The sequence below is a fragment of the Sediminicoccus sp. KRV36 genome, from assembly GCF_023243115.1.
Lineage (GTDB): Bacteria > Pseudomonadota > Alphaproteobacteria > Acetobacterales > Acetobacteraceae > Roseococcus.
The window spans coordinates 3773408-3799182 of sequence record NZ_CP085081.1; the positions used below are offsets into that span (position 1 = coordinate 3773408).

Sequence of the window (25775 nt, forward strand, 5' to 3'; positions counted from 1 at the left end):
CTTACTTCGAGATGCTGGCGACGACGCCCGCACCCACGGTGCGGCCACCCTCGCGGATGGCGAAGCGCAGCCCCTCATCCATCGCGATCGGCGCAATCAGCTCGACATCCATCGAGACATTATCGCCCGGCATCACCATCTCAACGCCCTCGGGAAGCTGCACGATCCCCGTCACATCCGTCGTCCGGAAGTAGAATTGCGGGCGGTAATTCGTGAAGAACGGCGTGTGGCGGCCACCCTCTTCCTTCGTCAGGATATACGCCTCGGCCTTGAACTTCGAGTGCGGCTTGATCGAACCCGGAGCCGCCAGAACCTGGCCGCGCTCCACGTCTTCACGCTTCGTGCCGCGCAGCAGCGCGCCGATATTGTCGCCCGCCTGCCCGCTATCCAGCAGCTTGCGGAACATCTCCACACCCGTGACCACCGTCTTCACGGTGTCCTTCAGGCCGATGATCTCGACTTCCTCGCCCACCTTCACCACGCCACGCTCCACGCGGCCCGTCACCACCGTGCCGCGGCCGGAGATCGAGAACACGTCCTCCACCGGCATCAGGAAGGGGCGGTCAATCGCGCGCTCGGGCTGCGGAATGTAGCTGTCCACCGCCGCCATCAGCTCAAGAATGGCGTTCTCGCCGATCTCGGGCGTCTTGTCTTCGAGCGCGGCCACGGCCGAGCCCTTGATGATGGGGATGTCATCGCCCGGGAACTGGTAGGAGGAGAGCAGCTCGCGCAGCTCCATCTCCACCAGCTCGACCAGATCAGGATCGGCCAGATCCATCTTGTTCAGGAACACCACCAGCGCGGGAACGCCCACCTGGCGGGCGAGCAGGATGTGCTCGCGCGTCTGCGGCATCGGGCCATCGGCGGCCGAGCACACCAGGATCGCGCCGTCCATCTGCGCCGCACCCGTGATCATGTTCTTCACGTAGTCGGCGTGGCCAGGGCAATCCACATGCGCGTAGTGGCGGTTCGCCGTCTCATACTCCACATGCGCCGTCGAGATCGTGATCCCGCGCGCACGCTCCTCAGGCGCCTTGTCAATCTGGTCATACGCCGTGAACGACGCACCACCAGACTTCGCCAGCACCTTCGTGATCGCCGCCGTCAGGGACGTCTTGCCATGATCAACATGGCCGATCGTCCCAATATTGCAGTGCGGCTTGTTCCGCTCAAACTTCGCCTTGGCCATTGAAAAGCTCCGAGAATGATCGTTCCAGAAGCCGCAAGGGCGCGAGGGAGCCTGCCTGGGAGCACCACCCCCACCCTGGAAGGGGTGGAGCGGGTGAGGGGAATCGAACCCCCGTAGCCAGCTTGGAAGGCTGGTGCTCTACCATTGAGCTACACCCGCGCCGCGGCGGTGTGACACTTTGCCGCCCTGCTGATCCCCGGCATCCGCCGCCCGAGGGCGGCTTTCGTCCGGGACAGGACGGATTTAGCTCAAGAGCCTCGCCGCAAGCGACGAAAACCCGCTGCCACCGGGGAATATGGAGGGGGCTGGATTCGAACCAGCGTAGGCGCAAGCCAACGGATTTACAGTCCGTCCCCTTTAGCCACTCGGGCACCCCTCCGCACAGCCAGGCGGGTCACCCCAGAACCGGGTGTCCGCTCGTCCGATGGAAGCGGGCGGGTTCAAGCGGTTTCGCGGCAGCCTGTCAATCAGCGCCCTCGCAATGGGCCGCGCGATGCGCTCAGACCGGCCGCTCATCCACGATGACGCGCCCATCGGCCGGCAGGCTGCCGCGCGGGCGCAACTCCACCCGCCCGCGCAGCTTGGTGACCGCCTGGAGCGTGGCGGTGAGTGCGGCCTCCAGCGCCGCATCCGTGGCCTCCGCCAGGAGGCACATGGAATCCATCTCCGCCTCGCGCGTCACCACCAGGCGCAGCCGGGCGCATTGCGGGTGCAGCCGGCCGATTTCGGCGATCTGCTCGGGGCGGATGAACATGCCCTTCACCTTGGCGGTCTGGTCGGCGCGGCCCATCCAGCCCTTGATGCGCCCCGAACCCGGCAGGAAGGCCGACATGTCGCCCGGCGCGAAGCGCAGAATCGGGTGAGCGGGGTCGGGGATGGTGACCGCCACCTCCCCCACCTCGCCCTCCGGCAGAGCCTCGTTCGTGCCCGGGCGCAGGATTTCCAGGATCACGCCGGGCGCCACCGCCATGCCCGGCTGCCCATCGGCCGTGGCATGGGCGATCAGGCCCAGCTCCGCCGTGCCATAGGCCTCGATAGCCAGGATGCCGCGCGCCGCGACCCATTCCCGCAGGGAGGGCGGGAAGGCCGCGCCCGTCACCACCGCGCGGGTGATGCAGCCCGCATCCAGCCCCGCCGCATCCGCCGCTTCCAGCAGGATCTTCAGGAAATCCGGCGTGCCGGCATAGGCGCCGGGCCGATAGGCGCGGATCACATCGAGCAATGCCGCGGTGTTGCCCGGGCCGGCGGGGATCACCGCGGCCCCCAGATGGCGCGCCGCCGAATCGAAGATGAAGCCGCCGGGCGTCAGGTGATAGGCAAAGCAGTTCAGCAGGATATCGCCACGCCCGATGCCCGCCGCCTCCAGTGCCGGGGCAAAGCGCCAAGGGTCGGGCCGCTCGGCCATGCCCTCGAAGATCGGCCCGGGCGAGGCGAAAAGCCGCGCGAAGCCGGAAGGCCCGGGGGCGAGGCCGGCAAAGGGCGGCTGCGCGCGCTGCATGGCCGGCAGGTCGGATTTGCGCAGCACCGGCAGGTCCTGCAGGCGCGTGGCATCGGGGCCCAGATGCGCGGCCCATCCGGGCAGGGCGCGCGCCGCGCGCAAGGTCTCGGCCAGATCATGCATGGCGTGGTTTCCCCCTGGGGCCTGAAGTCAAGCAGGCGGCGGAGATGCCCGCCAGCATCAACGCCGCCGGAAGCGCTCCACCGCGCTCACCAGCGCCGTGCGGATGCCGGGCTCCAGCGCCGAATGCCCGGCATCGGGCACCACGGTCAGGCGCGCGCGCGCCCAGCGGGCGGCGAGTTCGAAGGCGGTTTCGGCCGGGCAGACCATGTCGTAGCGGCCCTGGATGATCTCGGCCGGAATCTGCGCGATCTCGTTCATCCCGGCCAGCAGCCCGCCCTCACGCAGGAACAGCTTATTCGCGAAATAATGCGCCTCGATCCGCGCGAGGCCGAGGGCCGTGCGGTCCTGCGCGAAGCTCGCCACCGTCTCGGGGCTGGGCAGCAGGGTGGAGCAGCTGCCCTCGTAATGGCTCCAGGCGCGGGCGGCGAGGAGATGCACCGCCGGCTCGGGGTCGGTCAGGCGCTTCAGATAGGCGGCCAGCAGGTCATGCCGCTCCACCTCGGGGATGTGTTCGGCGAAAGCCGCCCAGGCATCGGGGAAGATGCGGCGCAGGCCGTAGAGGAACCAGTCCACCTCGTCATCCCGGCCGAGGAAGACGCCGCGCAGCACGCAGCCCGTCACGCATTCCGGATGCGCCTGGGCATAGGCCAAAGCGAGCGTGGAGCCCCAGGAACCGCCAAAGAGCAGCCATTTCTCGATGCCGAGGAAGCGGCGCAGCGTCTCGATATCCTCAACCAGGTGCGGCGTGGTGTTGGCGCGCAATTCACCCAAGGGGCGGGAGCGGCCGGCGCCGCGCTGGTCGAAGACGATCAGGCGCCAATGCGCGGGGTCGAAGAAGCGGCGATGCACGGCCCCGGCCCCCGCCCCCGGCCCGCCATGCAGAAACAGCACCGGCTGGCCACGCGGATTGCCCACCTGCTCCCAATACATGACGTGGCCCTCGCCGAGCGGCAAAAGGCCCGTCTCGAAGGGGGCGATATCGGGGAACAGGTCACCGCGCGGCATTTTTCTATCGAATCCGGTTCTTCGGGGGCCAAGTCCCATGGACGATAGGCGATGTTACGGCCCCGCTCCATAGGCATTCGCAACCGGCTGGCGGCGTCACCCCAGGCGCGCCTATCCCAGGCGCTCTTATCTCAGGCTGCGGCGGATGGTGAGGTTCATCAGCGCGCGCGATGTTTCCGCGAAGCGTTCGCGAAAGCGGCTGTCCCGCTCGGGCGGGAAGGCCTTGCGCTTCTCGATCAGCACCGAGACATGGCCGCGCCGCCGGGCCCGGATGCGGGTGCGGATGGGCAATTCGGTCTGCACATCCCAGCGCGCGGCCCCGCGCCAGATGATGAAGCGCTCCTCCTCCACATCGAAATTATACTGGTGGAAGCCGGTATAGCCCTCGGCCTCCGCCTCATTGGGGTTGTGATACAGCATCACGAGGCCGCCCAGCTTCACCACGCGCAGCATTTCCGTCAGGCCGCGAATGGGATCGAAGGAGTGATCCAGCGCGTTGCGGCAATGCACGATGTCGAAGGATTCGGCCGGCAGGAAGGCCGAAAGCTCCTCCGCGGGGGCAAAGCTGGTGGGCACCGGGCGCACCAGGCCCAGCGCGTCGAAGATGCGCGCATAGGCATCGGCCAACGGATCGGTGGCGACAAGTTCCATCGTCATGCCGGCGGGCGGCACATAGCCGACGGAGGTGACCGGCCCGGCGCCGACATCCAGCACACGCAGATGGGTGAGTTCGGCCTTGCTCGCCCAATCGGCCAGCCAGGGCACCAGGGGGGTCTCGGGGTTCATGCGCTCGGCGAATTCGGCCGGCCAGCCGCCGCCCCGCGTCTTGGCCCAATGCGTCCAGAAGCTCAGCTCATGGGGGATGCCGGCCGCCCAAAGCTCAAACCGCTCGGAGAGGTCGCTGGGCAAATCGCGCGGGGCGCTGGCGGCATCCACCATGGAGGATCCTGGATCGGGGCTTGAATGCATCCTTATGGCCGAAGGGCGCGTGGACGCAAAGCACGCCGCCTTTGGTTCGCGCGCATCTTTATCCGTCCAAACGATTCCGTTCGGGCGGATGATGTTCTAGATTGCCGGCATGGCCCAACCCCGCCCCCATCCAAGCGCCGCCTCCACCATGCCGCATGGCGTGGTCTGCGGCGTCTGCGGGACGGAGAGCCGGCAGGTCCCCTTCCGGGCGGCAGCACCCGAACAGGCGCCGGACCTCGATTTGCGGCCGGGCCATCCGGTGCGCGGCACCATGGCGCGCTGGCTGCAGCAATGCCCGCATTGCGGCTATTCCGCGCCCGACATCACCCAGGCGCACCCCGCCGCCGCCCAGGCCGTGGGCGCCGCCAATTTCCGCGCCCTGCTGAATGATGCCTCCCACCCGCCGCTGGCGCGCCGCTTCCTGGCCTGGGCGCTGGTGCTGGAGGAAACCGGGGCGCTGCACGCGGCGGCCGAGGCCACGCTGCACGCCGCCTGGACCGCCGATGACCTGAACCGCACCGACCTCGCCGCCGCCTGGCGGCGCGAGGCCGTGGCGCTGTGGCGCAGCGGCCCCAGCCTCGATGCCGAGCAGCGCGTGCGCGTGGTGGATGCGCTGCGCCGCGCCGAAGCCTGGGATGATGCGGCCGATACCGCCCATGCCCTGCTGCGCGAAAGCCCGCCCGAGGCCGTGGCCCAGGTGCTGATGCTCGAACTCCGGCTGATCGAGGCGCAGGATACAGGGCGGCACAGCGTCGCCACCGCCCTGCCGCCCCCTTCCCGCCGGCCGCATGTCTCGCATCAGAAAAGCATCAAGCGCGGCGAGGGGCTGCGCGGCTGGCTGAAACGCCTGTTCGGGCGTTGAAAGCGGCGGGGTTTCGGGCCAGATAGGTTATATTATAACTCATCGAGAGCCCCGCATGCATCGCCGCGCCCTTTTCGCGCTTGCCGCCCCGCCTTTATCCAGCCTCGCTTTCCCGGCCCTGGCGATCGCCCAGCCCCGCCCCGTCGCCATCGCATCCTTCTCCATCCTGGGTGACATGCTGCGTGAGGCCGCGGGGGAGCGGATGGACATCCGCGTGATCGCCGGCCCCGACGTGGATGCGCATCACTTCCAGCCGCGCCCCTCCCATGCCGAGGCCGTGCGCGGCGCGCGCCTCGTGCTGCGCAATGGCGCGGGCTTCGATGCCTGGTTCAATCGCCTGATCGCCTCGACCGGCTTCGCCGGCGTGACCGTGACGGCGACCGAGGGCATCACCCTGCGCCGCGCAGCCCCCACGCCCGGGCACAATCACGGCGGCCAGGACCCGCATGCCTGGCAGGATGTGCGCCTGGCCATCGCCTATCTGCGCAACATCGAGGCCGGGCTGATCCGCGCCGATGCGGCGGGTGCCGCCGAATACCAGGCCCGTGCCGCCGCCTATGCGGCGCGGCTGGAGGCCCTGGATACCTGGGTCCGCGCCGAGATCGCCCGCATCCCCGAGGCGCGCCGCGTGGTCGTCACCACGCATGACGCCTTTGCCTATTTCGGCGCGGCCTATGGCGTGCGCTTCCGCGCACCCCAGGGTGTGGCCACCAATGCCGAGCCCTCGGCCCAGCAGGTGGCCGCCCTGATCCGGCAGATCCGGGCCGAGAACATCACCGCCGTCTTCATCGAGAACATGGCCAACCCCGCCACGCTGCGCCGCCTGGCCGATGAGGCGGGCGTGCGCGTGCGTGGCCGGCTCTACGCGGATGCGCTCTCCGGCCCCGATGGCCCGGCGGCGAGCTATGAGGCGATGATGCGGCACAATGTCGGGCTGATGGTCAGCGCCATGCAGGGGTAAGCCCCCCCTCCCTCTTGGGGCGCGATCATGCAAGGCTTGCGCGCAATTCCGGAGGAAACACCCGCATGTTGACCATCTACGGCGTCTATCGCTCACGCGCCTCGCGCAATATCTGGCTGGCGCTGGAGGCGGGGATGCCCTTCCGCCATGTGCCGGTGATCCAGGCCTATAGCCTGCCCGATCCGCTGGCGCCGGGTGCCCAGATCAACACGCGCTCGCCCGAATTCCTGAAGGTGAACCCCAATGGCCGCATCCCGGCCATGGAGGATGACGGCCTCGTGCTGGCGGAATCGCTCGCCATCAACCTGTACATGGCCAAGAAGGCCGGCGGCCCGCTGGCCCCCGCCGATCTGCGCGAGGATGCGCAGATGACCGCCTGGTCCATCTGGGCGATGACCGAGGCCGAGCCGCACACCATCCAGATCCTCTACAACATGGTCGCCAAGCCCCCGGCCGAGCGCGATGCCGCGCTGGCCCAGGCCTCGATCGAGGCGCTGCGCGGTCCCTTTGCCGTGCTGGATGCGGCGCTGGCCCAAACCGGCTTCGTGGTGGGGGGGCGCTTCACCGTGGCCGACATCAACCTGGCCGAAGTGATCCGCTACGCAGCCCCGGCCAAGGAATTGTTCGAGGCGGCGCCGCATGTGAAGGCCTGGCTCACCGCCTGCCACGCGCGCCCCGCCTTCAAGCAGATGATGGCGGACCGGGACAAGGAAGCAGCCTGAGAGGGGAAGCCGCGTGATGTGGGATACGATCATCGTCGGCGGCGGTTCCGCCGGCTCCGTCCTGGCGCATCGGCTTTCCGCGCAAAGCCACCGCAAGGTGCTGGTCTGCGAGGCGGGGCCTGACACGCCACCAGGAGAGGAACCCGCCGAAATCAAGGACAGCTACCCCGGCACCGCCTATTTCGACCCGCGCTTCCACTGGACCGAGTTGAAAGTCCACACCCAGGTCATCCCGCATAACCGCCCGGAAGAACGCCCGCCTTTGCGCAAATATGAGCAGGCGCGGGTGCTGGGCGGCGGCTCCTCCATCAACGGCCAGCTCGCCAATCGCGGCGCCCCCACGGATTACGACGAGTGGGAAGCGCGGGGTGCGGCCGGCTGGAACTGGGATGCCGTGCTGCCCTTCTTCCGGAAGGTGGAGCGCGACCTCGATTTCGACGGCCCGCTGCACGGCAAGGAGGGCCGCATCCCGGTGCGCCGCATCCCGCCCTCGGATTGGAACAACCACGCCAAGGCCGCCGCCGAAAGCTTCAAGGCCGCCGGCTTCAAATTCCTGCCCGACCAGAATGGCGTGTTTGAGGACGGCTATTTCCCCATGACCATCTCCAACGAGGGCGAACAGCGCGCCTCGGCGGCGATGGGCTATCTGGACCGCGCGACCCGCGCGCGGGAAAACCTGACCATCTCGACCGAAACCCAGGTGAAGTCCCTGATCTTCGAGGGGAACCGCTGCGTCGGCGTGGTGGCTTTGGTGAAGGGGCAGGAGCAGGAATTCCGCGGACGCGAGATCATCCTCTCCTGCGGCGCCATTCATTCCCCGGCCCATCTGCTGCGCGCCGGGATTGGCCCGGCAGCCCATCTGCGCGAGATGGGGATCGAGGTGCGGCACAACCTGGCCGGCGTCGGCCAGGGGTTGATGGACCACCCCTCCGTCTCGCTCTCCTCCTATCTGCGGCGTGGTGCCCGGGTGGATGAGCGCACGCGGCGGCATATCCTGGTGGGGCTGCGCTATTCCTCGGGGCTGGAGGGCATCCCGCCCGGCGACATGTTCGCCGCCGCCGTCAGCAAATCCGCCTGGCATGCGGTGGGCAAGCAGGTCGCCTCCCTGCTGCTCTGGGTGAACAAGACCTATTCCGAGGCCGGCCAGGTGCGCCTCGCCTCACGCGACTGGAACGCCGAACCGGTGGTGGAGTTCAACCTCCTCTCCGACACGCGGGACCTGGAGCGCCTGATGACCGGCTTCCGCATGATGGCCGCCATCCAGATGAGCGGCGAACTCGGTCAGGTGACGACGGACCACTTCCCGGCGAGCTACACCGACCGCGTCCGCAAGCTCGGCGTCATCAACGCCAAGAACCGCTTTCTCACCAACGTCATCAGCGCGGTGATGGATGGGCCGGGCTTCCTCCGCTCCCGCTTCATTGATCGCTTCGTGGTCGAGGGCTATCGCTTCGACGAGGTGATGACCGATGACGCGGCGCTGGAGGGCTTCATCCGCAAGGCCACGATCGGCGTCTGGCATGCCTCCTGCTCCTGCCGGATGGGTGCCGAAGACGACGCGCGCGCGGTGGTGGACCATGAAGGCCGGGTGCGCGGCATCGAGGGGCTGCGGGTGGTGGATGCCTCCATCTTCCCGGTGGTGCCCTGTGCCAACACGAATTTCCCGACGCTGATGACGGCGGAAAAAATCGCGGCCAGCATCACCGACTGAGGCCCGATGGCGATGGCGGACGGCAAGATTGGTTTGCCTCCGGCGGCTGGGGCCATTGGCCCCAGACCCCATTCGTTGGGTGCATGGCTGGCGATGACCTCGCCGGGCGATCGTCAAGGACTGGGGCCTGGGGCCCATGGCCCCAGCCGCCGGAGGCTGTTTTACTTCGCCGGAGGCCCCCAACCATCGCCTGAGTTGACCGAGCCTCGGCACCAGGCATGTCAGCCGGGCCGGAGTTGCTGCGGCGGCAGGTGGGCGATCAGCCTGCCAACACCCTCGCCCGTCACGGGATGGCGCCAATCGGGCGCCACCTCGGCCAGCGGGTGCAGCACGAAGCCGCGCTCGGTCATCCGCGGATGCGGCAGGCGCAGCAGGGGCGTGTCGCGCCGCAACCCATCGCAATCCAGCAGGTCGAGATCGAGGGTGCGGGGCGCATTGGGATAGGGGCGCGCGCGGTGATGCGCGGCTTCGATCGCGTGCAGCGCGGCCAGCAGTGCCTCGGGCTCGGCATGGCCAGCGAGGCGGGCCACGCCATTCACGAACCAGGGCGCGCCCGGCATGGGCGGGATGGGCGCGCTCTCCCACCAGCGGGAGAGCGCCTGGAGGCGAAGCCCCGGCAGCGCATCCAGCGCCACCGCCGCCGCACGGCAGGTTTCGCGCGGCAGGCTGCCATCCGGCGTGGGCAGGCTGGCGCCGATGCCGACGAGGATCATCGCGCCAAAGCCCCAGGCAGAGCGCGCAGCCGGGGCAGCGAAGCCATCAGGCGGCGGGCGATGCGGCCAGCGCCGCCTCCACCGCGCGGATCATCGGCGGGGAATCCGGCGTGGTCTGCGTCGAAAATCCCTGGACCCGGCGCCCATCGCGGCTGACCAGGTATTTGTGGAAATTCCAGCGCACCGGCCCCGCCTCCCGCGCGGCCCAGGCGAAGAAGGGGTGCGCGCGCTCGCCACGGACATGGTTGATGGCGGTGATGGGGAAGGTGATGCCGAACATCGCGTCGCAGAATTCCCGCACGCGCCGGGCATCTGTGCTTTCCTGGTTGAAATCGGTGGAGGGCACGCCGATCACGGTCAGGCCACGCGCCTCGTAGCGATCATGCAGCCGCTGCAGCGCCGCGTATTGCGGGGTGTAGCCACAGAAGCTCGCGGTGTTCACCACCAGCATCACCCGGCCACGGAATTGTGCGAGCGGCAGGGGCCCGCCCTCGATCGCTTCGAAGCCGAAGCCGAAGGCGTCCGGGCCGGCGGCGAGAGCGGGGCCGCTCATCGCCAGGGCCGCCAGCAATGCGCGCCGGTCAACCATATCGCTCCTCCAGCCAGGGGTCGGCATTGTTGTGATAGCCGCGCACCTCCCAGAAACCCGGCTGGTCCTCGGCGCGGAGTTCGATGCGCGTCACCCATTTGGCACTTTTCCAGAAGTAGTAGCGCGGGATGACGATGCGCGCCGGGCCGCCATGCACGCGCTCCAGCGGGGCGTTGTTCCAACTATGCGCCACCAGCGCATCCTCGGCCGCGAAGACCTCCAGCGGGACATTGGTGGTGTAGCCGTCATAGGAGTGGAAGACGACGAAGCGCGCCTCGGTCTTCGGGCGTGCCATCTCCAGCAATTCGCGCGCGGAGACGCCGTGCCAGATATTGTCATAGCGGCTCCAGGCGGTGACGCAGTGGATGTCGTTCTTCCATTCCCGCTGCGGCAGCGCGCGGAAGCCATCCCAATCCAGCGCCAGCTTGTTCTCGACCAGGCCTTCCACCCGCAGCCGCCAGCGCTCCAGCTTCACCTCCGGCTGCACGCCGAGGTCGAGCACGGGGAAATCCGTGACCAGGCGCTGGCCGGGTGGCAGGCGGTCCTGGCCGGCGGCGCCGGTCAGCAGGCGGCCTTCCCGAGCCCATTTCTCCTTGCTGGCGATCAGCTTTTCCTTCACCGCACCGGTGAGGGTCACGTCATCTTCGGCCATGGGTGCATCCTTCGCGTGCGCCATAGGTGCGCTTCCGGGGCGCGGATGCAAGATCATCCGCGCATCGCCCCTGTGCTCCACCCCTCTGGTCCGGGGCCAAGGATTGCATTATCTCCATCTCGGGACGAAATGCCGGTGCGCCTTACGCAACCGGAGATGATCATGACCAATCGCCGCGGCCTTCTGGCTGCCCTTGCTGTCACGCCTGGCCTGGCCGCACCCGCGCTGGCCCAGCCGCGCTGGGCGCCGAGCCGTTCCATCCGGCTGATCGTGCCCTTCCCCGCCGGCGGCAGCCCCGATGTGCTGACGCGGCTGATGGCGCCGCATGCCCAGGCGGCCCTCGGGCAGAATATCGTCGTGGAGAACCGGACCGGCGCCGGCGCCACGGTCGGCTCCAACCTGGTGGCGCGTGAGGCGCCGGATGGCCACACCATCCTGGTGGCGGTGATTTCCTCGCTCACCGCGCCCCTGATGATGAGCCCGCCGCCCTATGACCCGGTGCGGGATTTCCGCCCGCTTTCCATGCTGGCCATCACGCCGACGGTGCTGGTCACGCGGCCGGATTTCCCGGCACGCAACGTGCAGGAATGGCATGAGGTGATCCAGCGCAATCCGGGGCGCTTCACCTTTGCCTCGGGCGGCGTGGGCAATCCCGCGCATCTGGCGGGTGAGCTGTATCGCTCGATGACGGGCGCCAATATCACCCATGTGCCCTTCCGCGGCAGCGCCCCGGCCCTGGTGGAATTGCGTGCCGGCCGGGTGGATTTCTCCATCCTGGACCTGCCCTCCGCCGCTGCCATGATCACGGACCGCGCGGTGCCCGCCTTCGCCGTCGGCACGGCCGAGCGCCTGCCCACCCTGCCCGAATTGCCGACCCTGGCGGAAAGCGTGGTGCCCGGCTTCGAGGCCTATTCCTGGGTGATGTGGTGGGTGCCCGCCGCCACCCCGGACGCGGTGGCCCAGCGCCTGATGGAAGTGGCCAATGAGGCGCTGCGCCAGCCCGATGTGCAGGCGCGCGGCGCCCAGGCCGGCTTCCTGCTGCGCGGCACCGACCAGGCCGCGGCGCGGGCCCATGTGACGGCCGAGCACGCCAAATGGAGCCGCATCATCCGCGAGCGCAGCATCACCTTCGAAGGCTGAACGAAGCGGCGGGGGCCGGTTGCGCCGGCCCCCCCTGCCTGGGGGATGCGATCCGCCGGGGCGGGCCCCGGAGTTGAAAACCGGGACTTCAGAACGCTGCCCTCAGTTCCGCAGGAACGCCTCGACGATCGGCCCCCAGATGGCAGAGCCGCCCCGGCCGAAAAACAGCCCGTGGCCGTCCTGCCCGAAGGCCGGCAAGGGCCGCAGCACGGCGGGTGCGCCGGCCGCTTGCCACGCATCGGCCATGCCGCGCGCCAGGGCCGGGTCAAAGAAGCTGTCATTCGCCGCATAGATCCACAGCGTGGGCAGCCGCGCCGCCGCGCCGAAGCCGGCCGCCGCGCGAACCAGCTCGTCCGGCCGGCACACATTGTTGGGCAGATTGCCCTGCCAGCCGCCACGCCCGCCCGCCATGTTCACGATGGCACCCACCTCAGGCGGGTTTTCCGCGGCGAGCGCGAGGCTGCCCCACCCCCCGGCCGATTGGCCGACCACCACGGCAGGCCGCGCGGCGACGCCCGGGCGCCCCTGCATCGCCAGCACGGCCGCGCGGATATCCCGCGCCGTCTCGCGCCCGGCCTGGCCGTAATCGGCGCGGGAGCATCCGCCAAAGCCCTCGGCCCAGGGGCCGCTCGTCTGGCCATAGCCACGCCGCATCGGGATGGCGACGACGTAGCCCCGCGCGGTGAACCAGCGCACCGCCTCGCTCGCGCAGGTGGCCGGGCGCATGGCGGGGCGCACCGCCGGATCCCCGGGCGAGCCGTGATTGAGGACGACCAGCCGCGCCGGGCCGGCGGAGGCCGGCCGGCAGATGCGGGTGAACAACCCGCCCGGGACATGCGCGGCCGGCAGATGCAGCGTCTCGCCGGTTTCCTGCGCGTTGAGCCCGGCCTCACTGGCGCAGGCGCCCAGCAGCAGGGCCGCCAGCAGCGAGGCCGCCAGCAGCCGGGCGCGCCTCACTCGCCGCCCTTGTTGCGCATCACCCGCGCCTTGTCGCGCTGCCAGTCGCGCTTGGCGATGTCGGCGCGCTTGTCATGCATCTTCTTGCCCTGCGCGAGGCCGAGCAGCACCTTGGCGCGCCCCTTCTCGTTGAACAGGATCTCGAGCGGCACCAGCGTGGCGCCCTCCCGCGTGATGGCGCCGACCAGTTCGCGGATCTGCTTCTGGTGCAGCAGCAGCTTCTTCGGCCGCACCGGGTCGAACTTCGCCATGAAGCTGCCGGCCTGGTATTCCGGGATGTGGCAGCCAAAGAGGAACATCTCGCCCTCGCGCTCACCCGCCCAGGCCTCGGCGATGGAGGCGCGGCCGAGGCGCAGGCTCTTCACCTCCGGCCCATGCAGCACCAGCCCCGCCTCATAGGTGGGGCCGATCTTGTAGTCGTAGCGCGCGCGGCGGTTCTGCGCCGCGGTGCCGATGCTGATGATCGGCTTCTTGCGCGGGATTTTCACGGCCGTGGCGTTCATGGCGCGGCCCGATTCAGCTTCCGCTGCGCTCCAGCATCGGGACGCGCAAACACAGCGGCCCGATTCAGCTTCCGCTGCGCTCCAGCATCGGGACGCATCAATTCAGCAGACCCGCGCCCCGCATCGCGGCCTCGACGCGGCTGCGCGTGCTGGCCGCGATGGGCGCCAGCGGCAGGCGGCAGACATCGCTGCCCCGGCCCAGCAGGCTCGCCGCGTATTTCACCGGGCCCGGCGAGGTTTCGCAGAACAGCGCGTCATGCACCGGCAGCAGCCGGTCCTGGATTGCCATCGCCTCGCAGACGCGCCCTTCGCGCCAGGCCTTCTGCATCTCGGCGCAGAGGCGCGGCGCGATATTCGCCGTCACGGAAATGCAGCCGACGCCGCCCGATGCGTTGAAGGCCAGCGCCGTATGATCCTCGCCGGTCAGCTGGATGAAATCGCTGCCGCAGGTCGCGCGCTGGTGCAACGGCCGCGCCAGATTGGCCGTCGCATCCTTCACGCCGATGATGTTCCGGTGCGCGGCCAGCCGCCCCATCGTCTCGGGCAGGATGTCCACCACGCTGCGCGACGGGACGTTGTAGAGCACCATCGGCAGGTCCACGGCATCGGCGATGGCGGTGTAGTGCAGGAACAGCCCCTCCTGCGTCGGCTTGTTGTAATAGGGCGTCACCACCAGCGTCGCATCGGCGCCGGCCTCCTTGGCGTGGCGGGCGAAATCGATCGCCTCGGCCGTGCTGTTGCTGCCGGCCCCGGCCACCACCGGAACCCGCCCGCGCGCCGCCTTGATGCAGAGCTCCACCACGCGCTTGTGCTCGTCATGGCTGAGCGTGGGCGACTCACCCGTGGTGCCGACGGGCACCAGCCCGTCCGTCCCCTCGGCGATCTGCCATTCGACGAGTTCGACATAGGCGCGCTCATCCAGGCTGCCATCGGCGTGCATGGGCGTGATGAGCGCAACGAGCGAACCTTGCAGCCGCAGCGGCTGTGGGATCTGGGCGGACATGGCGTGCTTCCTTCTGGCTTGGTGTCAAATTAGGTCCGCCAGCCCTCCGCAACAAGCGCACCCCGAGGATGACCGCCCTGCGCCGACGGGTTACAAGGGATTATGCGCCGCATTCTTCCCTTCATGGGCCTCCTCCTCGCCATCCAGGGCGCCACCAGCTTGACCGCCGGGGCCCAGCCCCAGCGGGATGCCGGGCGCCAGGCCATCGCCGCCGCCCAGGCCCAGCGCTGGGGCGAGGCGCAATCCGCCGCCGCCAATGCCGATCCGCTGATCGCCAAGATGGTCACCTGGATGCGCCTCACCCAGCGCGGCGGCGCGGGCAGTGCGCAGGAAATCGTGGGCTTCATCGAATCCGCCAGCGATTGGCCGAACCAGGACGCCCTGGCCCGCCGGGCCGAGGAATTGCTGGCCAATGATCCCGATGACGCCCTGGCCCTGCGCTTCTTCACCCCCCGCCCCGCCCGCACGCTGGACGGCGCCACGCGCCACGTCGCCGCCCTCATCAATGCCGGCCGTACGGCGGAGGCCCGCACCGCCGCCCGCCGCGCCTGGGCCGAGGATACCGGCGCCGATGCCGCGGCCGAGGCCGTCTTCCTGGCCCGCGCCGGCGAATTCCTGACGCCCGAGGATCAGTGGCGCCGCTTCAACCGCTTCTCCTTCGGGCGGGATTTCGCGGCGGCCCAACGGCTGCTGCCGCTGCTGGATGCGCAGCGCCGGGCCCTGGGCGAGCTTCGCATCGCCTATTCCAGCTCGGCCGGAAACGACGCCAACCCCGCCGCCGCCGCGCGCGATGCCGGGGCCACGCTGGAACGCGCCCGCATGTTCCGCCGCGCCGAGCGCGATGCGGAAGCGGCCGCCGCCTGGTCCGCGCTCGTCTCCAACATGGGCGCCGCCGCCCAGGCCAGCCTGCCGCCCGAAGCCCAGCGCGCCATCTGGACCGAGCGCCAGGTGCTGGCCCGCAAGCTGATCCGGCTGGGCAACCCGCAGGCGGCCTATACCGTCGCCGCCCAGCACGGCCAGACCGTGGCGGGCGAGCCCCGGCAGGAGGCCGAGTTCCTGGCCGGCTTCATCGCGCTGCGGCTACTCGATGATCCGGCCCGCGCCATGCCGCATTTCCAGCGCCTGGCCGAGGGCAGCCGCAGCGCCATCACCCAGGCCCGCGCCGCCTATTGGCAGGGCCGGGCCGAGCCCAATGCGGCCCGCGCCCGCGCCCATTTCGAACGCGCCGCCAGCTTCCCCGTGGCCTTCTACGGCCAGATGGGCGCCCTGGCGCTGGGCGAGAACGGCGCGCAGCTCTCGGCCCGGATCAACACCCTCGCGATCCCCCGCCCGACCGAGGCGGATGCGCGCGCCTTCATGAACCGCGAAATGCCGCGCGTGATCCTCGCCTTGGGCGAATTGGGCGAGGCGCGGCGCAGCCGGCTGTTTCTGCTGCGGCTAGAGGATACGGCGCCCTCCAACGCCGAGCGGCTTCTGGTCGCGCGGCTTGCCACCACGCTGGGCCGGCCGGACCTGCCGGTCTGGGTGGCGCGGCGCTCGGGCGTGAATGGCGCGATGCTGGTCGAGGATGGCTGGCCCGTCCCCTATGCCCTGCCCTGGCCCGCCCCCGAGAACAGCGCCGAGCCCGCCGTGATCCTCGCCATCACCCGGCAGGAGAGCAATTTCGAGGTGGATGTCGTCTCCTCCGCCAATGCGCGCGGGCTGATGCAATTGCTGCCCGCCACCGCGCAATCCGTGGCGCGGCGGCTGAACATCCCGCATCAGGCCGCCTGGCTGACCACCGACCCCAACCACAATATCCGCCTCGGCTCCGCCTATATCCAGGACCGGCTGAACCGCTATGGCGGGGCGATGCCCTTTGCCTTCGCCGCCTATAACGCGGGTGCCGGGCGGGTGGATGAATGGCTTTCCACCTATGGCGATCCGCGCCAGGGCCCGGTGCGCATGCTGGACTGGATGGAGCTGATCCCCTTCGCCGAGACGCGCAATTATGTGCAGCGCGTGATCGAGAACGTCGCCATCTATCGCGCCAAGGACCCGCGCTTCGCGGCGATGGACCACCCGATGGCCGCATGGACCCGGTGAGCGGCGGCGGCGACGCCTGGGCCTCCATCCCGCGGGCGATTGCCTCCCTGGGCGGGATCGGCTTCCTGAAGCCCGCCCCCGGCAGCTGGGGCTCGCTGGCCGTCCTGCCGCTGGCCCTGCTGCCGCCCTGGGTGGCGCTGCTGGCCGCGGCACTCTTCACCGCACTCGGCCATTGGGCGCTGACCCGCCTGCCCGAAGCCGCCGCCGATCCGGGCTGGGTGGTGGTGGATGAGGCGGCGGGGCAATCCCTGGCCCTCGCCGCCGCCACGGGCTGGCTCGGCGTGCTGCTGGCCTTCCTGCTGTTCCGGCTTTTCGACATCACCAAGCCGGGCCCGGTCGGCTGGGCGGATCGCCAGAAGGGGCCAGCCGGCGTGATGGCCGATGACATCATCGCCGGCGCCATGGCGGGGTTGGTGATCCTGCTTCTCGCGCCATGGGGAATCCGCTGATGCTGCCCGAATCCACGCTGGCGGAAGCCGCCGCGCTGCTCGCCGCGCTGCAGGCCAGGCACCTGACCATCGCCACGGCCGAGAGCTGCACGGGCGGGCTGATCGCCGCGGCACTGACCGCCATCCCCGGCTCCTCGGCCAGTGTGCTGGCCGGCTTCGTCACCTATTCCAATGAGGCCAAGACCAGCATGCTGGGCGTCCCGGCCGAGATGATCGAGCGCTTCGGCGCCGTCAGTGAGGAAGTGGCGCGGCGGATGGTGGAGGGCGCCCTGCGGGCCTCGGGCGCGCAGATCGTGCTGGCCTGCACCGGGGTTGCCGGCCCGGGCGGGGGCAGCCTGACCAAGCCCGTCGGTCTCGTCTGGATGGGTGTGGGCCAGCGCGGCGGCGCCATCACGACCGAGCACCGCATCTTTCCCGGAGACCGCGCCGCCATCCGTGCCGAGACGGTTCGTCACAGCTTTGCCATGGCCCACTCGCTCCTGGCGTGAGCCGCGTTATATAGGGAGGGTGACAAGGACCCCCCCGCCATGCCTGATGATGACGATGACGAATGGGAAGTGCCCGAAGCCTTCCAGCCCGACCCCTCGGAATTCGCCTTCGACCTTGAAGCGCGCCTGGCCACCGTCGTCGCGCTGAAATGCCTGGTGCCGCCGGACGCGACCTCGGCCGCGGCGCTGGGTGTGGAGCGCGAAGGCTCCGGCGTGGTGATCGATGCGGGCGGGCTGGTGCTGACCATCGGCTACCTCATCACCGAGGCCGAGAGCGTCTGGATCACCAATAATGACGGCCGCGTGGTGGAAGCGACGCCGCTCGCCATGGATTTCGAGACGGGCTTCGGCCTGGTGCAGATGCTGGGCCGCATCCCCGGGCAGAAGGTCGCCGAACTGGGCGATGCGGAGGGCATGCGCCATGGTGCGCAGGGCGTGCTCGCCGCCTCGGGCGGGATCAGCCATGCGCTGGCCTGCAGCGTGGCCGCCCGGCAGCCCTTTGCCGGCTATTGGGAATATCTGCTGGAAAACGCGATCTTCACGGCGCCGGCGCATCCGCATTGGGGCGGGGCCGGGCTGTTCGATGCGGCGGGGCGGCTGGCCGGCATCGGCTCGCTCATCCTTCAGCAGGGGCAACGCGGCGGCAAGCGGCTGGACCTGAACATGGTGGTCCCCATCGGCGAACTGCTGCCCATCCTGGAGACGCTGCGCCGCACCGGGCATTCCGGCCGGCCCGCCCGCCCCTGGCTCGGCCTCTACGCGACCGAGGATGATGAGGAGGTGGGCGTCGGCTCCCTCGCCAAGGGGGGGCCGGCCGAGCGCGCCGGCGTGAAGCCGCGTGACCGCATCGTGGCGGTGGATGGGCGCAAGGTGAGTGACCTCGCCTCCCTCTGGACCGCGGTGCGCGCGGCGGGCCCGGCCGGGGCCGAAGTGCGCCTGACACTGGCGCGCGGCAGCCGCCAGCTGGACCTGGCCATCACCAGCGCGGATCGGGCGCGGCATCTCAAGGCGCCGCGGCTGCATTGAGGGTTTTGGCGCGCGCCGGGTAAGGCCAGGTTGCGAGAGGGCTTTGCCCCCTCGCGCTCCCCCACCAAGAAACCCGGTTTCTTGGATCTTCGATTTTGCAAATCCCCTGATGAAGGTGCAGGAAACTGTGAAAACTACGCAGGTTTTCACCCTGCCGGGGAGTTCGAGGGGCTGGCCCCTCGATCCCACCAGGGGTGCTTCCCAGCAGCGCGCTACAGCTTGCGCTGCATCTGCGCGAGGTAGGCGCGGTTGCGCGTCGGTGTGATCAGCACCTCATTGATGCAGACATGCGGCGGCATGCCGGCCAGGAATTTCACCAGCGCGCCGCAATCCTCGGGCTGCACCATCTCGGCCAGTTCCTTCTCCGAGAGCTTGTTGGGCCGCTTGTCGAGGATGGGTGTCCGCACCTCGCCCGGGCACATCACGGTGCTGCGGATGCCGTTGCCGCATTCCTCCATGTTCAGTGAATGGCTCATCGCCACCACACCATGCTTGCTGGCGGTGTAGCCGGCGCCACTCAAGGGGCTGACGAAGCGCCCCGCCATGGAGGCGGTGTGGATGAACAACCCGCCTTTCTGGGCACGCATGATGGGCAGCGCCGCCAGCACGCCATGGAAGGCGGAAAGGAGGTTGCCATCCACCAATTCCTTGATGCCCTCGGGCTTCAGGTTGGCCCATGTGCGCTCGGTGATGTTCAGCCCGGCATTGTTCACCATCACATCGAGGCGGCCGAGCTTCTGCTGGATGAAATCGGCCACCTTCTGCACGGCCGCGGCCTTGCCCATATCGGCCGGCTTCACATGCGCCGTGCCGCCCATCGCCTTGATGCGCGCAGCGACGGCTTCCAGCTTCGGCTTGGTGCGGCCGGTGAGGATGATGACCATCCCCATCTCCGCCAGGGCGATGGCCGCAGCCTCGCCGATGCCGCTGCCGGCCCCCGTCACCCATGCGATTTTCTTCATCGGATTTTCCTCCCTGCGCGTGATGCGCGGCAGTCTGCCGCAAGCAGGCCGGCTGTCCAGCCCGTGACCTTGCCGCTGGTCGCCCCGCATGCTTGGCTTGCACGACAATTCAGGGAGAAAAATGCCAATGGCAAAGTTCCGCATCGTGACGCCCGCGGGCGCCAGTTTCACCACGGCCGGCGGCGGCTATGACCTCGAAATGGAAGCGCTGAACGGCCTCGACGCCGAGATCGTCGAAGCGCCGACCGATGCGGCGGGCTTCCTCGCCGCCGCCGCCACCGCGGATGCGATCTACGCCAAGGGCATCCCCATCACGGCCGAGATCATCGCCGGGTTGAAGAACTGCAAGGTGATCAGCCTCGGCTCCGTCGGCGTGGACAGCGTGGATGTGAAGGCGGCGACCCGCGCCGGCATTCCCGTGACCAATGTGCCCGATACCTTCATCGAGGAGGTGGCGGATCACTGCATGATGCTGCTGCTGGCCACCTTCCGCCGCACGCTGGAGCAGGACCGGATGGTGCGCGAGCATCGCTGGAAGGAAGGCCGCCCAGCCTTGCTGAAGATCCCGCGCCTGATGGGCCAGACGCTGGGCTTCATCAGCTTCGGCCGCGTGGCGCGCGCGGTGGCCCGCCGCGCCGCCCCCTTCGGCCTGCGCATGATCGCCTATGATCCCTTCCTCGACGAGACGCTGCTGAGCGAGCATGGCGTGCTGCCCGCCACGCTGAACGAGGTGATGAGCCAGTCCGACTTCGTCTCGATGCACGCGCCGGCCCGCCCGGAATGCACGCATCTGCTGAAGGAGCAGCATTTCCGCCAGATGAAGAAGAGCGCCATCTTCCTCAATGTCGGGCGCGGGCCGACGGTGGATGAATCCGCCCTGATCAAGGCGCTGAGCGAAGGCTGGATCGCCTATGCCGGCCTTGATGTGCTGGAGGTGGAGCCGCCCTCGCACAACAACCCCATCCTCAGCATGCCCAATGTGATCCTTTCGGCGCATACCGCCTCGGCCTCGGCGCGGTTCGATGAAGCGCGCAAGCGCCGCGTGGGCAGTGAGCTGGCGCTGGTCATGCAGGGCAAGTGGCCGATGAGCTGCGTGAATCCGGCGGTGCTGCAGAACACCAAGCTGCAACGCTGGCAGCCCATCGGGCTGGGCCGCGGCCCGAACAGCTGAGGGCGGGGCGCCGGGTTGATCAAGGGGCGGGCCCTCTCGATCAACCTCAGCCGCCCTTGCGATACGCGAAAGCCTTGGCGAAGCATTCCAGGATATGCCCGCCCGCCGTCGTCGGCGGATAGAGCGCCTGCGTCGCACCCAGGGCGCGCGGGTCGATCGGCGCCTGGAAATTCGGGTCGTGGAAGGTGGCGATGGACATGCGCTCATGCCCCGAGCGATTGACCACGCGATGCGGCGTGCTGGCGAAGCGGTCATTGCTCCAGCGGCCCAGCAGATCGCCGACATTGATGACCAGCGTGCCCGGCAGGGGTGGTGCGGGGATCCAGGCACCCGATTGGCGTTCCTTCACCTCCAGCCCGCCGCTGTCATCTTGCCAGAGCAGGGTGATGCAGCCGAAATCCGTGTGCGGCGCCACGCCGAAGCCTTCCGTGTCATCGGGCGGTTGTGGCGGGTAGAACACCGCCTGGGTGCGTTGCAGCGGCAGGGTGTAGTGGGCCGCGAAGAAATCCGGCGGCAGGTCGAGGCTGACGGCGATGGCGCGCATCAACTGCGCGCCGCATTCCATCATGGCGGCGTAATAGGCTTCCATCGCCGGCTGCAACTCCGGCACTTCGGCGGGCCACTGGTTGGGGCCGCGCAGCTTCTCGCCCGCCAGCACCACGGGATGATCGGCGGGCAGGTCGAGGCCGATGGAGAAGAACTCCTTCAGGTCGGGCTTGGTCGCGCCCGCCATCACGGCACCACCCGCCGCATGCCAGCCGCGATGCACGAGGGTGGCCCGGGTGGCGGCCTTCACCTCGGCGGGCAGATGGAAGAAGCGGCGCGCGGCGGTGACGGCCGCGCTGATGACCGCATCGGGCACGCCATGGTTGCGGATGTAGAAGAAGCCGGGGCCGGTGCAGGCCGCGCGGATCTCGGCGGCGATCCCCGCCAGCCGCGCGCCATCCATCAGGCCGGCGATATCAATGACGGGCAAGGCTTGGCGGAGGGGCTGGTCTGGCATCGGGCTGGCTCGCGCGGGGATGGGACCGAAGGCTACCCACCCGCTGCGTCAAAGGCCACAGCTTCGGCCCGCAGCCGCTCGGCCAGCAGGGATTTCGGCACCTTGCCATAGGCGGATTTCGGCAACGCCTCCCAGAAGACGAAGCGGCGCGGGTGCTTGTAGCGGGCGAGGCGGCCATCCAGATGGGCGAGCAATTCCTCGGGCGAGGCAGGCGCGCCCAGCACCACGCAGGCCACCCCCGATTCCCCCCAGCGCGGATCGGGCAGGCCGACCACGGCGCATTCCGCCACGGCCGGATGCGTCAGCAGCGCCTCCTCCACCTCGCGCGGGTAGATGTTGGAGCCACCGGAGATGAACATGTCCGAGGCGCGGCCGGTGATGTGCAGGAAGCCCTGCGCGTCCAGGAGGCCCAGATCGCCGGTGTGGAACCAGCCATGGCGGAAGGCCTTTTCATTGGCCGCGTCATTCTGGAAATAGCCGGCGAAGACGCCGGGGCCACGCACGCAGATCTCGCCGCGTTCGGTGTGCGCGCCAGCCTCATCCAGGATGGCGATGTCCATCCCCGTGCGCGGCGCGCCGACGCTGAGGGCGCCTGGAGCCGCATCATCCGCGCTGTGCTGGTCCGGCCGGAGCACGGTGATGCAGCCCGTCACCTCGCCCAGGCCGAAATACTGCACGAGGCAGGGGCCGAGGCGCTGCATCGCGCGCAACTGATCCGCGCGATACATCGGCGCGCCGGCATAGATCACATGGCGCAGCCGGTGCGGTGCCGCCGCCGGGTCCGCCACCAGCATGTTCAGGATAGTCGGCACGGTGAACATGTTGGTGACGCCGTGGCGCGCGATGAGGTCCCAGGCGATGGTGGTATCCAGCCGCTCGCCCGGCAGCAGCACGGAGCAGGCGCCCCGCGCCACCTGGCACAGCGCATGAATGGCCGCGCCATGGCTGAGCGGGGCCACGACGAGCGAAACATCACGCTCGGTCAGGCCGGGCATGAGGTCGGCCAAATGGTTGGTGATGATGAAGCCCATCTGGCCATGGGTCAGCACCGCCGCCTTGGGCCGGCCGGTGGTGCCGGAGGTGAAGAAGAACCAGCAGGGGTCGTCGCGGCCGATTTCGGCTTCGTGATTGGGCGGCGGCGGTGTCGCTTCATCGAGCAGGGTTTCGTAGTCGTCTTCGCCGGGCCGCGCATCGCCCATCGCGATCACCCATTGGCAGGCCGGCGCGGCCGCACGCACCGCATCGGCGTGACCCGCGAAGCCATGGTCGCGCAGCAGCAGGCGCGCCCCGCTGGCCTCGGCCAGCCAGGCGACCTCGGGCGGCGTCAGGCGGACATTGGTGGGCACCCAGACGGCGCCGATCTTCCACGTCGCCCAGAGGCTCTCGAACATCGCGTTGCCGTTGCGCGCATGCACCAGCACGCGGTCGCCCTTGCCGATGCCCTGGGCGCGCAAGGCGGCGGCGAGGCGATCCACGCGGGCATCGAGTTCCGCCCAGGACCATCTCTGCTCGCGCCAGATCAGCGCCGGCGCATCCGGCAGGCGGCGCGCCACCTGGCTCAGCAGCCGGCCGAGATTGGTTGCCGGGATCATGCCATCATGCCCGCCCCGGCATAGCCGCCATCCACCGGCAGCGCATGGCCGGTGATGTAGGAGGAACGCGCGGAATCCAGCAGGAAGAGGGCCGCCTCCGCCACCTCCTCCACGCGGCCATAGCGCGCGGCCGGAATGCGGCTCAGCCATTGCGCGCGGGTCTGCGCATCATGCAGCGCGGTCACCATGGGTGTCTCGATCGGCGCGGGGCAGATGGCGTTCACGCGGATCCCATGCGGGGCCAGGTCGATCGCCATGACCTGCGCCATGTTGATGACGGCGGCCTTGGAGGCGCCATAGGCCACCCGCCCCTCCACGCCGCGCAGGCCGGAAACCGAGGCGACCAGCACGATCGCACCGCCCTTCCCGCCCGCCACCATGGCGCGCGCGGCGGCCTGGGCGGCGAGGAAGCTGCCGGTCACATTCACATCGAGGATGCGGCGGAACAATTCGGGCGGCGTGTCGAGCAGCGGCGTCGCCGCCGAAATCCCGGCGGAGCAGACCAGGCCCTGAAGCGCGGTAAGGCCGCCGATCCAGTCCGCCACGGCCGTCGCATCGGTCACATCGAGGGAGGTGCAGCCTTCGGCCGGCATGCGGTCGGCCAGCGCCGTCTCCCAGCCGGCCGCGCGGGCGGCCACGCCGATGGCAGCGCCAATCCCCGAGGCGCCGCCGGTGATGGCCAATCGTTTCGACATGCATCCTCCTTCATGGGGCGTCTTGCGCGCCCGCCTCGCTCGGCGGCATTGTGCACCCCGGAACGCGGCACGCAAAAGCCGCCTGGAGGAGATGACCCCAATGACGCTGAAGACCCATCGCCGCGCCCTCCTGGCGGGCGGCGCCGCCATCCTCGCCGCCCCTCGCATCGGTGGCGCGCAGCCGGCCTACCGCGCCGAGTACAAGCTCTCCGTCGTCGGCAACCGGCCCATTCCCTTCGCCGAGGGCGCCTTCCAATGGGCCGAGCTCGTGACGCAACGCTCCAATGGCCGCATCAATGTGAAGGTCTATCCGGGCAGCCAGCTCGTCGGCGGGGACCAGACGCGCGAGCTTCTGGCGATGCGCCAGGGCATCATTGATTTCGCGGTCTTCAGCACGATCAACATCGCCCCCCAGGTGCGTGAGGCCGGCATCTTCCAGCTGCCCTTCCTGATGCCCGACCACCGCGCCTTCGACGCGCTGATCAATGGCGAAGTGGGGCGCGACCTGGTCGGCATCATGGACCGGCGCGAGGTGGCGGCCGTGGCCTTCGGCGAAAACGGCTTCCGCGAGATCAGCAACTCCAAGCGCGCCATCACGACACCGGCCGATCTGCGCGGGTTGAAGATCCGCTTCGCCGCCGGCGCCATCTTCAACGACATCTATAACGGCCTCGGCGCCAACCCCTTGCAGATGTCCTTCGCCGATCTGCAGCCCGCCCTCAGCACGGGTGCGGTGGATGGGCAGGAAAACCCGGTCAACCTGTTCCTCGCCTTCCGCATGGACACGCTGGCGCAGCGCCACATGACCATCTGGAACTACGTGAATGACGCGCTGATCTTCGGCCTGTCCAAGTCGGTGATGGCCAGCTTCACCCCCGCCGACCAGGAACTGGTGCGCGAATGCGCGCGGGAGGCGGCGCGCAACAACATCGCCCTCGCCCGCCAGGGGCTCGGCATTCCGGGCACGGATAACGCGGCACTGCTGGAACTGGCCCGCCGCAATGTGGAGGTGACGCAGCTGACGCCCGCGCAAAAGCAGGCCTTCGCCACCACGCTGCGCCCGGTCTATGACCGCTGGGCCACCACCATCGGTGCCGATCTGGTCCGCAAGGCCGAGACCGCCATCCGCGCCGTCTCGTGACGCGCGTCTGATGGCCGCCGATTTCGACCCGACGGCGGCCCCGCCCGACCCGAAGACACGCGTTCCGCTCACGCTGGAGCGCGTGCTGCTCGCCGCCGCCATGGGGGCCATGGCCCTCATCACGGCGGCGAATGTGGTGACGCGCTATCTCTCCAACATCTCGCTGGCTTTCACCGAGGAATATTCGGTGGCGCTGATGGTGGTGGTGGCCATGGTGGGCACCGCACTCGCCACGGCGGGCGGGCGGCATATCCGCATCGGATTCTTCGCCGACAAGCTGAACCCTGAGCGCCGCCGCGTGGCGGAAATCATGGCGCTGGGCCTGCTCATCCTCTGCTTCGGGCTGATCCTCTGGTACGGCACGCGCATGGTCTGGGACGAGTATGATTATGAGGTGCTCTCGCCCGGCCTCGGCCATCCGCAATGGCTCTACACCGTGTGGCTGCCGGTGCTGGCGGTGCTGGTGATCGGGCGTGCGGCGGGGCGGATCATCCGCCTCGGGCGCGGAGAAGAGGGATGATCGGCCCCGTCCGCGGAGCGGACCAATGATCGCCCCATCCCGCGGA

General features: G+C 69.3%; 26 protein-coding genes and 2 tRNA genes. 12 read left to right on the top strand and 16 right to left on the bottom strand.

Annotated elements, in window-relative coordinates:
* Position 1 precedes the first annotated feature (1 nt).
* The 6 genes from tuf to LHU95_RS17915 all read right to left on the bottom strand — a co-directional run bounded on the left by tuf (position 2) and on the right by LHU95_RS17915 (position 4754).
* Positions 2 to 1189 (bottom strand): elongation factor Tu, encoded by a 1188-nt coding sequence (tuf, locus tag LHU95_RS17890; protein ID WP_248708294.1) that lies wholly within the window; start codon positions 1187 to 1189, stop codon positions 2 to 4.
* Positions 1190 to 1274: 85 nt separating this feature from the next.
* Positions 1275 to 1348: transfer RNA gene (locus LHU95_RS17895), tRNA-Gly, on the bottom strand.
* Between the two features lie 137 nt (positions 1349 to 1485).
* Positions 1486 to 1568: transfer RNA gene (locus tag LHU95_RS17900), tRNA-Tyr, on the bottom strand.
* A gap of 120 nt (positions 1569 to 1688) precedes the next feature.
* Entirely contained in the window at positions 1689 to 2810 is a 1122-nt protein-coding gene (locus LHU95_RS17905; RefSeq protein ID WP_248708309.1) for an AMP-binding protein, read from the bottom strand.
* Positions 2811 to 2867: 57 nt separating this feature from the next.
* The gene (gene pip, locus LHU95_RS17910) at positions 2868 to 3815 is read right to left on the bottom strand and encodes a prolyl aminopeptidase (protein WP_248708310.1); all 948 of its coding nucleotides are present in this window, start codon (positions 3813 to 3815) and stop codon (positions 2868 to 2870) included.
* 126 nt (positions 3816 to 3941) lie between these two features.
* Positions 3942 to 4754, bottom strand: coding sequence for a methyltransferase domain-containing protein (locus LHU95_RS17915; RefSeq protein ID WP_248708311.1), 813 nt, complete (start codon positions 4752 to 4754; stop codon positions 3942 to 3944).
* A 139-nt stretch (positions 4755 to 4893) separates the two neighbouring features.
* Here LHU95_RS17915 and LHU95_RS17920 point away from each other — a divergent pair, with 139 nt between their 5' ends.
* From LHU95_RS17920 to LHU95_RS17935, 4 genes are all read left to right on the top strand, one after another.
* Entirely contained in the window at positions 4894 to 5646 is a 753-nt protein-coding gene (locus LHU95_RS17920) for a hypothetical protein (RefSeq protein ID WP_248708312.1), read from the top strand.
* A gap of 55 nt (positions 5647 to 5701) precedes the next feature.
* Complete coding sequence (locus LHU95_RS17925) at positions 5702 to 6607, top strand: zinc ABC transporter substrate-binding protein (protein ID WP_248708313.1); 906 nt, start codon at positions 5702 to 5704, stop codon at positions 6605 to 6607.
* Between the two features lie 65 nt (positions 6608 to 6672).
* A complete protein-coding gene (locus LHU95_RS17930; RefSeq protein WP_248708314.1) occupies positions 6673 to 7329 on the top strand; it encodes a glutathione S-transferase family protein in 657 nt (218 codons plus the stop codon).
* A gap of 16 nt (positions 7330 to 7345) precedes the next feature.
* On the top strand, positions 7346 to 9040 hold the full coding sequence (locus LHU95_RS17935) for a GMC oxidoreductase (RefSeq protein WP_248708315.1): 1695 nt from the start codon (positions 7346 to 7348) through the stop codon (positions 9038 to 9040).
* A gap of 221 nt (positions 9041 to 9261) precedes the next feature.
* Here LHU95_RS17935 and folK read toward each other — a convergent pair whose 3' ends face one another.
* Genes folK through LHU95_RS17950 form a run of 3 tightly spaced genes read right to left on the bottom strand, consistent with a single transcriptional unit; the run spans position 9262 to position 10994 of the window.
* Positions 9262 to 9753: a 2-amino-4-hydroxy-6-hydroxymethyldihydropteridine diphosphokinase gene (gene folK / locus LHU95_RS17940; protein ID WP_248708316.1), complete on the bottom strand. Its 492-nt coding sequence runs from the start codon at positions 9751 to 9753 to the stop codon at positions 9262 to 9264.
* 46 nt (positions 9754 to 9799) lie between these two features.
* The gene (locus LHU95_RS17945; protein ID WP_248708317.1) at positions 9800 to 10342 is read right to left on the bottom strand and encodes a glutathione peroxidase; all 543 of its coding nucleotides are present in this window, start codon (positions 10340 to 10342) and stop codon (positions 9800 to 9802) included.
* Positions 10335 to 10994, bottom strand: coding sequence for a sulfite oxidase-like oxidoreductase (locus tag LHU95_RS17950; protein WP_248708318.1), 660 nt, complete (start codon positions 10992 to 10994; stop codon positions 10335 to 10337). Before LHU95_RS17950 ends, LHU95_RS17945 begins: the two co-directional genes overlap by 8 nt.
* Positions 10995 to 11156: 162 nt before the next feature.
* Between LHU95_RS17950 and LHU95_RS17955 the strand changes: the two genes are divergently transcribed.
* Positions 11157 to 12134 carry a tripartite tricarboxylate transporter substrate binding protein gene (locus LHU95_RS17955; protein WP_248708319.1) on the top strand — a complete coding sequence of 326 codons (978 nt, stop codon included), beginning with the start codon at positions 11157 to 11159 and terminating at the stop codon, positions 12132 to 12134.
* A 102-nt stretch (positions 12135 to 12236) separates the two neighbouring features.
* On the opposite strand, the gene LHU95_RS17960 is transcribed toward LHU95_RS17955, so the two are convergent.
* From LHU95_RS17960 to dapA, 3 genes are all read right to left on the bottom strand, one after another.
* Positions 12237 to 13091, bottom strand: coding sequence for a prolyl oligopeptidase family serine peptidase (locus LHU95_RS17960; protein ID WP_248708320.1), 855 nt, complete (start codon positions 13089 to 13091; stop codon positions 12237 to 12239).
* Positions 13088 to 13579 (bottom strand): SsrA-binding protein SmpB, encoded by a 492-nt coding sequence (smpB, locus tag LHU95_RS17965; protein ID WP_248711586.1) that lies wholly within the window; start codon positions 13577 to 13579, stop codon positions 13088 to 13090. Before smpB ends, LHU95_RS17960 begins: the two co-directional genes overlap by 4 nt.
* 112 nt (positions 13580 to 13691) lie before the next feature.
* Complete coding sequence (gene dapA, locus LHU95_RS17970; protein WP_248708321.1) at positions 13692 to 14597, bottom strand: 4-hydroxy-tetrahydrodipicolinate synthase; 906 nt, start codon at positions 14595 to 14597, stop codon at positions 13692 to 13694.
* 102 nt (positions 14598 to 14699) lie between these two features.
* Here dapA and LHU95_RS17975 point away from each other — a divergent pair, with 102 nt between their 5' ends.
* The 4 genes from LHU95_RS17975 to LHU95_RS17990 are packed head-to-tail and all read left to right on the top strand — an operon-like array spanning position 14700 to position 18645.
* Positions 14700 to 16682 carry a lytic transglycosylase domain-containing protein gene (locus LHU95_RS17975; protein WP_248708322.1) on the top strand — a complete coding sequence of 661 codons (1983 nt, stop codon included), beginning with the start codon at positions 14700 to 14702 and terminating at the stop codon, positions 16680 to 16682.
* Entirely contained in the window at positions 16670 to 17131 is a 462-nt protein-coding gene (locus LHU95_RS17980) for a phosphatidylglycerophosphatase A (protein WP_248708323.1), read from the top strand. Before LHU95_RS17975 ends, LHU95_RS17980 begins: the two co-directional genes overlap by 13 nt.
* Positions 17131 to 17619, top strand: coding sequence for a nicotinamide-nucleotide amidohydrolase family protein (locus LHU95_RS17985; RefSeq protein ID WP_248708324.1), 489 nt, complete (start codon positions 17131 to 17133; stop codon positions 17617 to 17619). The genes LHU95_RS17980 and LHU95_RS17985 overlap by 1 nt, the downstream gene beginning before the upstream one ends.
* A 39-nt stretch (positions 17620 to 17658) precedes the next feature.
* The gene (locus LHU95_RS17990) at positions 17659 to 18645 is read left to right on the top strand and encodes a S1C family serine protease (RefSeq protein ID WP_248708325.1); all 987 of its coding nucleotides are present in this window, start codon (positions 17659 to 17661) and stop codon (positions 18643 to 18645) included.
* Positions 18646 to 18857: 212 nt separating this feature from the next.
* Here the strand turns inward: LHU95_RS17990 and LHU95_RS17995 are convergent, their stop codons facing one another.
* Positions 18858 to 19607, bottom strand: a complete 750-nt coding sequence (locus LHU95_RS17995) for an SDR family oxidoreductase (RefSeq protein ID WP_248708326.1) — start codon at positions 19605 to 19607, stop codon at positions 18858 to 18860.
* Positions 19608 to 19734: 127 nt separating this feature from the next.
* Here LHU95_RS17995 and LHU95_RS18000 point away from each other — a divergent pair, with 127 nt between their 5' ends.
* A complete protein-coding gene (locus LHU95_RS18000; protein WP_248708327.1) occupies positions 19735 to 20778 on the top strand; it encodes a C-terminal binding protein in 1044 nt (347 codons plus the stop codon).
* 46 nt (positions 20779 to 20824) lie between these two features.
* On the opposite strand, the gene LHU95_RS18005 is transcribed toward LHU95_RS18000, so the two are convergent.
* The 3 genes from LHU95_RS18005 to LHU95_RS18015 are packed head-to-tail and all read right to left on the bottom strand — an operon-like array spanning position 20825 to position 24068.
* Positions 20825 to 21781 carry a 2-oxoglutarate and iron-dependent oxygenase domain-containing protein gene (locus LHU95_RS18005; protein WP_248708328.1) on the bottom strand — a complete coding sequence of 319 codons (957 nt, stop codon included), beginning with the start codon at positions 21779 to 21781 and terminating at the stop codon, positions 20825 to 20827.
* Between the two features lie 32 nt (positions 21782 to 21813).
* A complete protein-coding gene (locus LHU95_RS18010) occupies positions 21814 to 23373 on the bottom strand; it encodes an acyl-CoA synthetase (RefSeq protein WP_248708329.1) in 1560 nt (519 codons plus the stop codon).
* Entirely contained in the window at positions 23370 to 24068 is a 699-nt protein-coding gene (locus LHU95_RS18015) for an SDR family oxidoreductase (protein ID WP_248708330.1), read from the bottom strand. The genes LHU95_RS18010 and LHU95_RS18015 overlap by 4 nt, the downstream gene beginning before the upstream one ends.
* A 100-nt stretch (positions 24069 to 24168) precedes the next feature.
* Here LHU95_RS18015 and dctP point away from each other — a divergent pair, with 100 nt between their 5' ends.
* Together dctP and LHU95_RS18025 are read left to right on the top strand one after the other, a co-directional pair.
* A complete protein-coding gene (gene dctP / locus LHU95_RS18020) occupies positions 24169 to 25209 on the top strand; it encodes a TRAP transporter substrate-binding protein DctP (protein WP_248708331.1) in 1041 nt (346 codons plus the stop codon).
* Positions 25210 to 25219: 10 nt separating this feature from the next.
* The gene (locus LHU95_RS18025; protein ID WP_248708332.1) at positions 25220 to 25729 is read left to right on the top strand and encodes a TRAP transporter small permease; all 510 of its coding nucleotides are present in this window, start codon (positions 25220 to 25222) and stop codon (positions 25727 to 25729) included.
* Positions 25730 to 25775: the final 46 nt, after the last annotated feature.

What these genes read in the sequence shown, in the direction of transcription:
- tuf (WP_248708294.1), bottom strand. Translation starts at nt 1,189, where the DNA reads ATGGCCAAGGCGAAGTTTGAGCGGAACAAGCCGCACTGCAATATTGGG.
- LHU95_RS17905 (WP_248708309.1), bottom strand. Translation starts at nt 2,810, where the DNA reads ATGCATGATCTGGCCGAGACCTTGCGCGCGGCGCGCGCCCTGCCCGGA.
- LHU95_RS17925 (WP_248708313.1), top strand. Translation starts at nt 5,702, where the DNA reads ATGCATCGCCGCGCCCTTTTCGCGCTTGCCGCCCCGCCTTTATCCAGC.
- LHU95_RS18025 (WP_248708332.1), top strand. Translation starts at nt 25,220, where the DNA reads ATGGCCGCCGATTTCGACCCGACGGCGGCCCCGCCCGACCCGAAGACA.
- LHU95_RS17985 (WP_248708324.1), top strand. Translation starts at nt 17,131, where the DNA reads ATGCTGCCCGAATCCACGCTGGCGGAAGCCGCCGCGCTGCTCGCCGCG.
- LHU95_RS17980 (WP_248708323.1), top strand. Translation starts at nt 16,670, where the DNA reads ATGGACCCGGTGAGCGGCGGCGGCGACGCCTGGGCCTCCATCCCGCGG.
- LHU95_RS18015 (WP_248708330.1), bottom strand. Translation starts at nt 24,068, where the DNA reads ATGTCGAAACGATTGGCCATCACCGGCGGCGCCTCGGGGATTGGCGCT.
- LHU95_RS17920 (WP_248708312.1), top strand. Translation starts at nt 4,894, where the DNA reads ATGGCCCAACCCCGCCCCCATCCAAGCGCCGCCTCCACCATGCCGCAT.
- LHU95_RS17955 (WP_248708319.1), top strand. Translation starts at nt 11,157, where the DNA reads ATGACCAATCGCCGCGGCCTTCTGGCTGCCCTTGCTGTCACGCCTGGC.
- LHU95_RS17930 (WP_248708314.1), top strand. Translation starts at nt 6,673, where the DNA reads ATGTTGACCATCTACGGCGTCTATCGCTCACGCGCCTCGCGCAATATC.
- LHU95_RS18005 (WP_248708328.1), bottom strand. Translation starts at nt 21,781, where the DNA reads ATGCCAGACCAGCCCCTCCGCCAAGCCTTGCCCGTCATTGATATCGCC.
- LHU95_RS17915 (WP_248708311.1), bottom strand. Translation starts at nt 4,754, where the DNA reads ATGGTGGATGCCGCCAGCGCCCCGCGCGATTTGCCCAGCGACCTCTCC.
- LHU95_RS17950 (WP_248708318.1), bottom strand. Translation starts at nt 10,994, where the DNA reads ATGGCCGAAGATGACGTGACCCTCACCGGTGCGGTGAAGGAAAAGCTG.
- LHU95_RS17995 (WP_248708326.1), bottom strand. Translation starts at nt 19,607, where the DNA reads ATGAAGAAAATCGCATGGGTGACGGGGGCCGGCAGCGGCATCGGCGAG.
- LHU95_RS17975 (WP_248708322.1), top strand. Translation starts at nt 14,700, where the DNA reads ATGCGCCGCATTCTTCCCTTCATGGGCCTCCTCCTCGCCATCCAGGGC.
- LHU95_RS17935 (WP_248708315.1), top strand. Translation starts at nt 7,346, where the DNA reads ATGTGGGATACGATCATCGTCGGCGGCGGTTCCGCCGGCTCCGTCCTG.
- LHU95_RS18000 (WP_248708327.1), top strand. Translation starts at nt 19,735, where the DNA reads ATGGCAAAGTTCCGCATCGTGACGCCCGCGGGCGCCAGTTTCACCACG.
- LHU95_RS18010 (WP_248708329.1), bottom strand. Translation starts at nt 23,373, where the DNA reads ATGATCCCGGCAACCAATCTCGGCCGGCTGCTGAGCCAGGTGGCGCGC.
- dctP (WP_248708331.1), top strand. Translation starts at nt 24,169, where the DNA reads ATGACGCTGAAGACCCATCGCCGCGCCCTCCTGGCGGGCGGCGCCGCC.
- folK (WP_248708316.1), bottom strand. Translation starts at nt 9,753, where the DNA reads ATGATCCTCGTCGGCATCGGCGCCAGCCTGCCCACGCCGGATGGCAGC.
- pip (WP_248708310.1), bottom strand. Translation starts at nt 3,815, where the DNA reads ATGCCGCGCGGTGACCTGTTCCCCGATATCGCCCCCTTCGAGACGGGC.
- dapA (WP_248708321.1), bottom strand. Translation starts at nt 14,597, where the DNA reads ATGTCCGCCCAGATCCCACAGCCGCTGCGGCTGCAAGGTTCGCTCGTT.
- LHU95_RS17990 (WP_248708325.1), top strand. Translation starts at nt 17,659, where the DNA reads ATGCCTGATGATGACGATGACGAATGGGAAGTGCCCGAAGCCTTCCAG.
- LHU95_RS17945 (WP_248708317.1), bottom strand. Translation starts at nt 10,342, where the DNA reads ATGGTTGACCGGCGCGCATTGCTGGCGGCCCTGGCGATGAGCGGCCCC.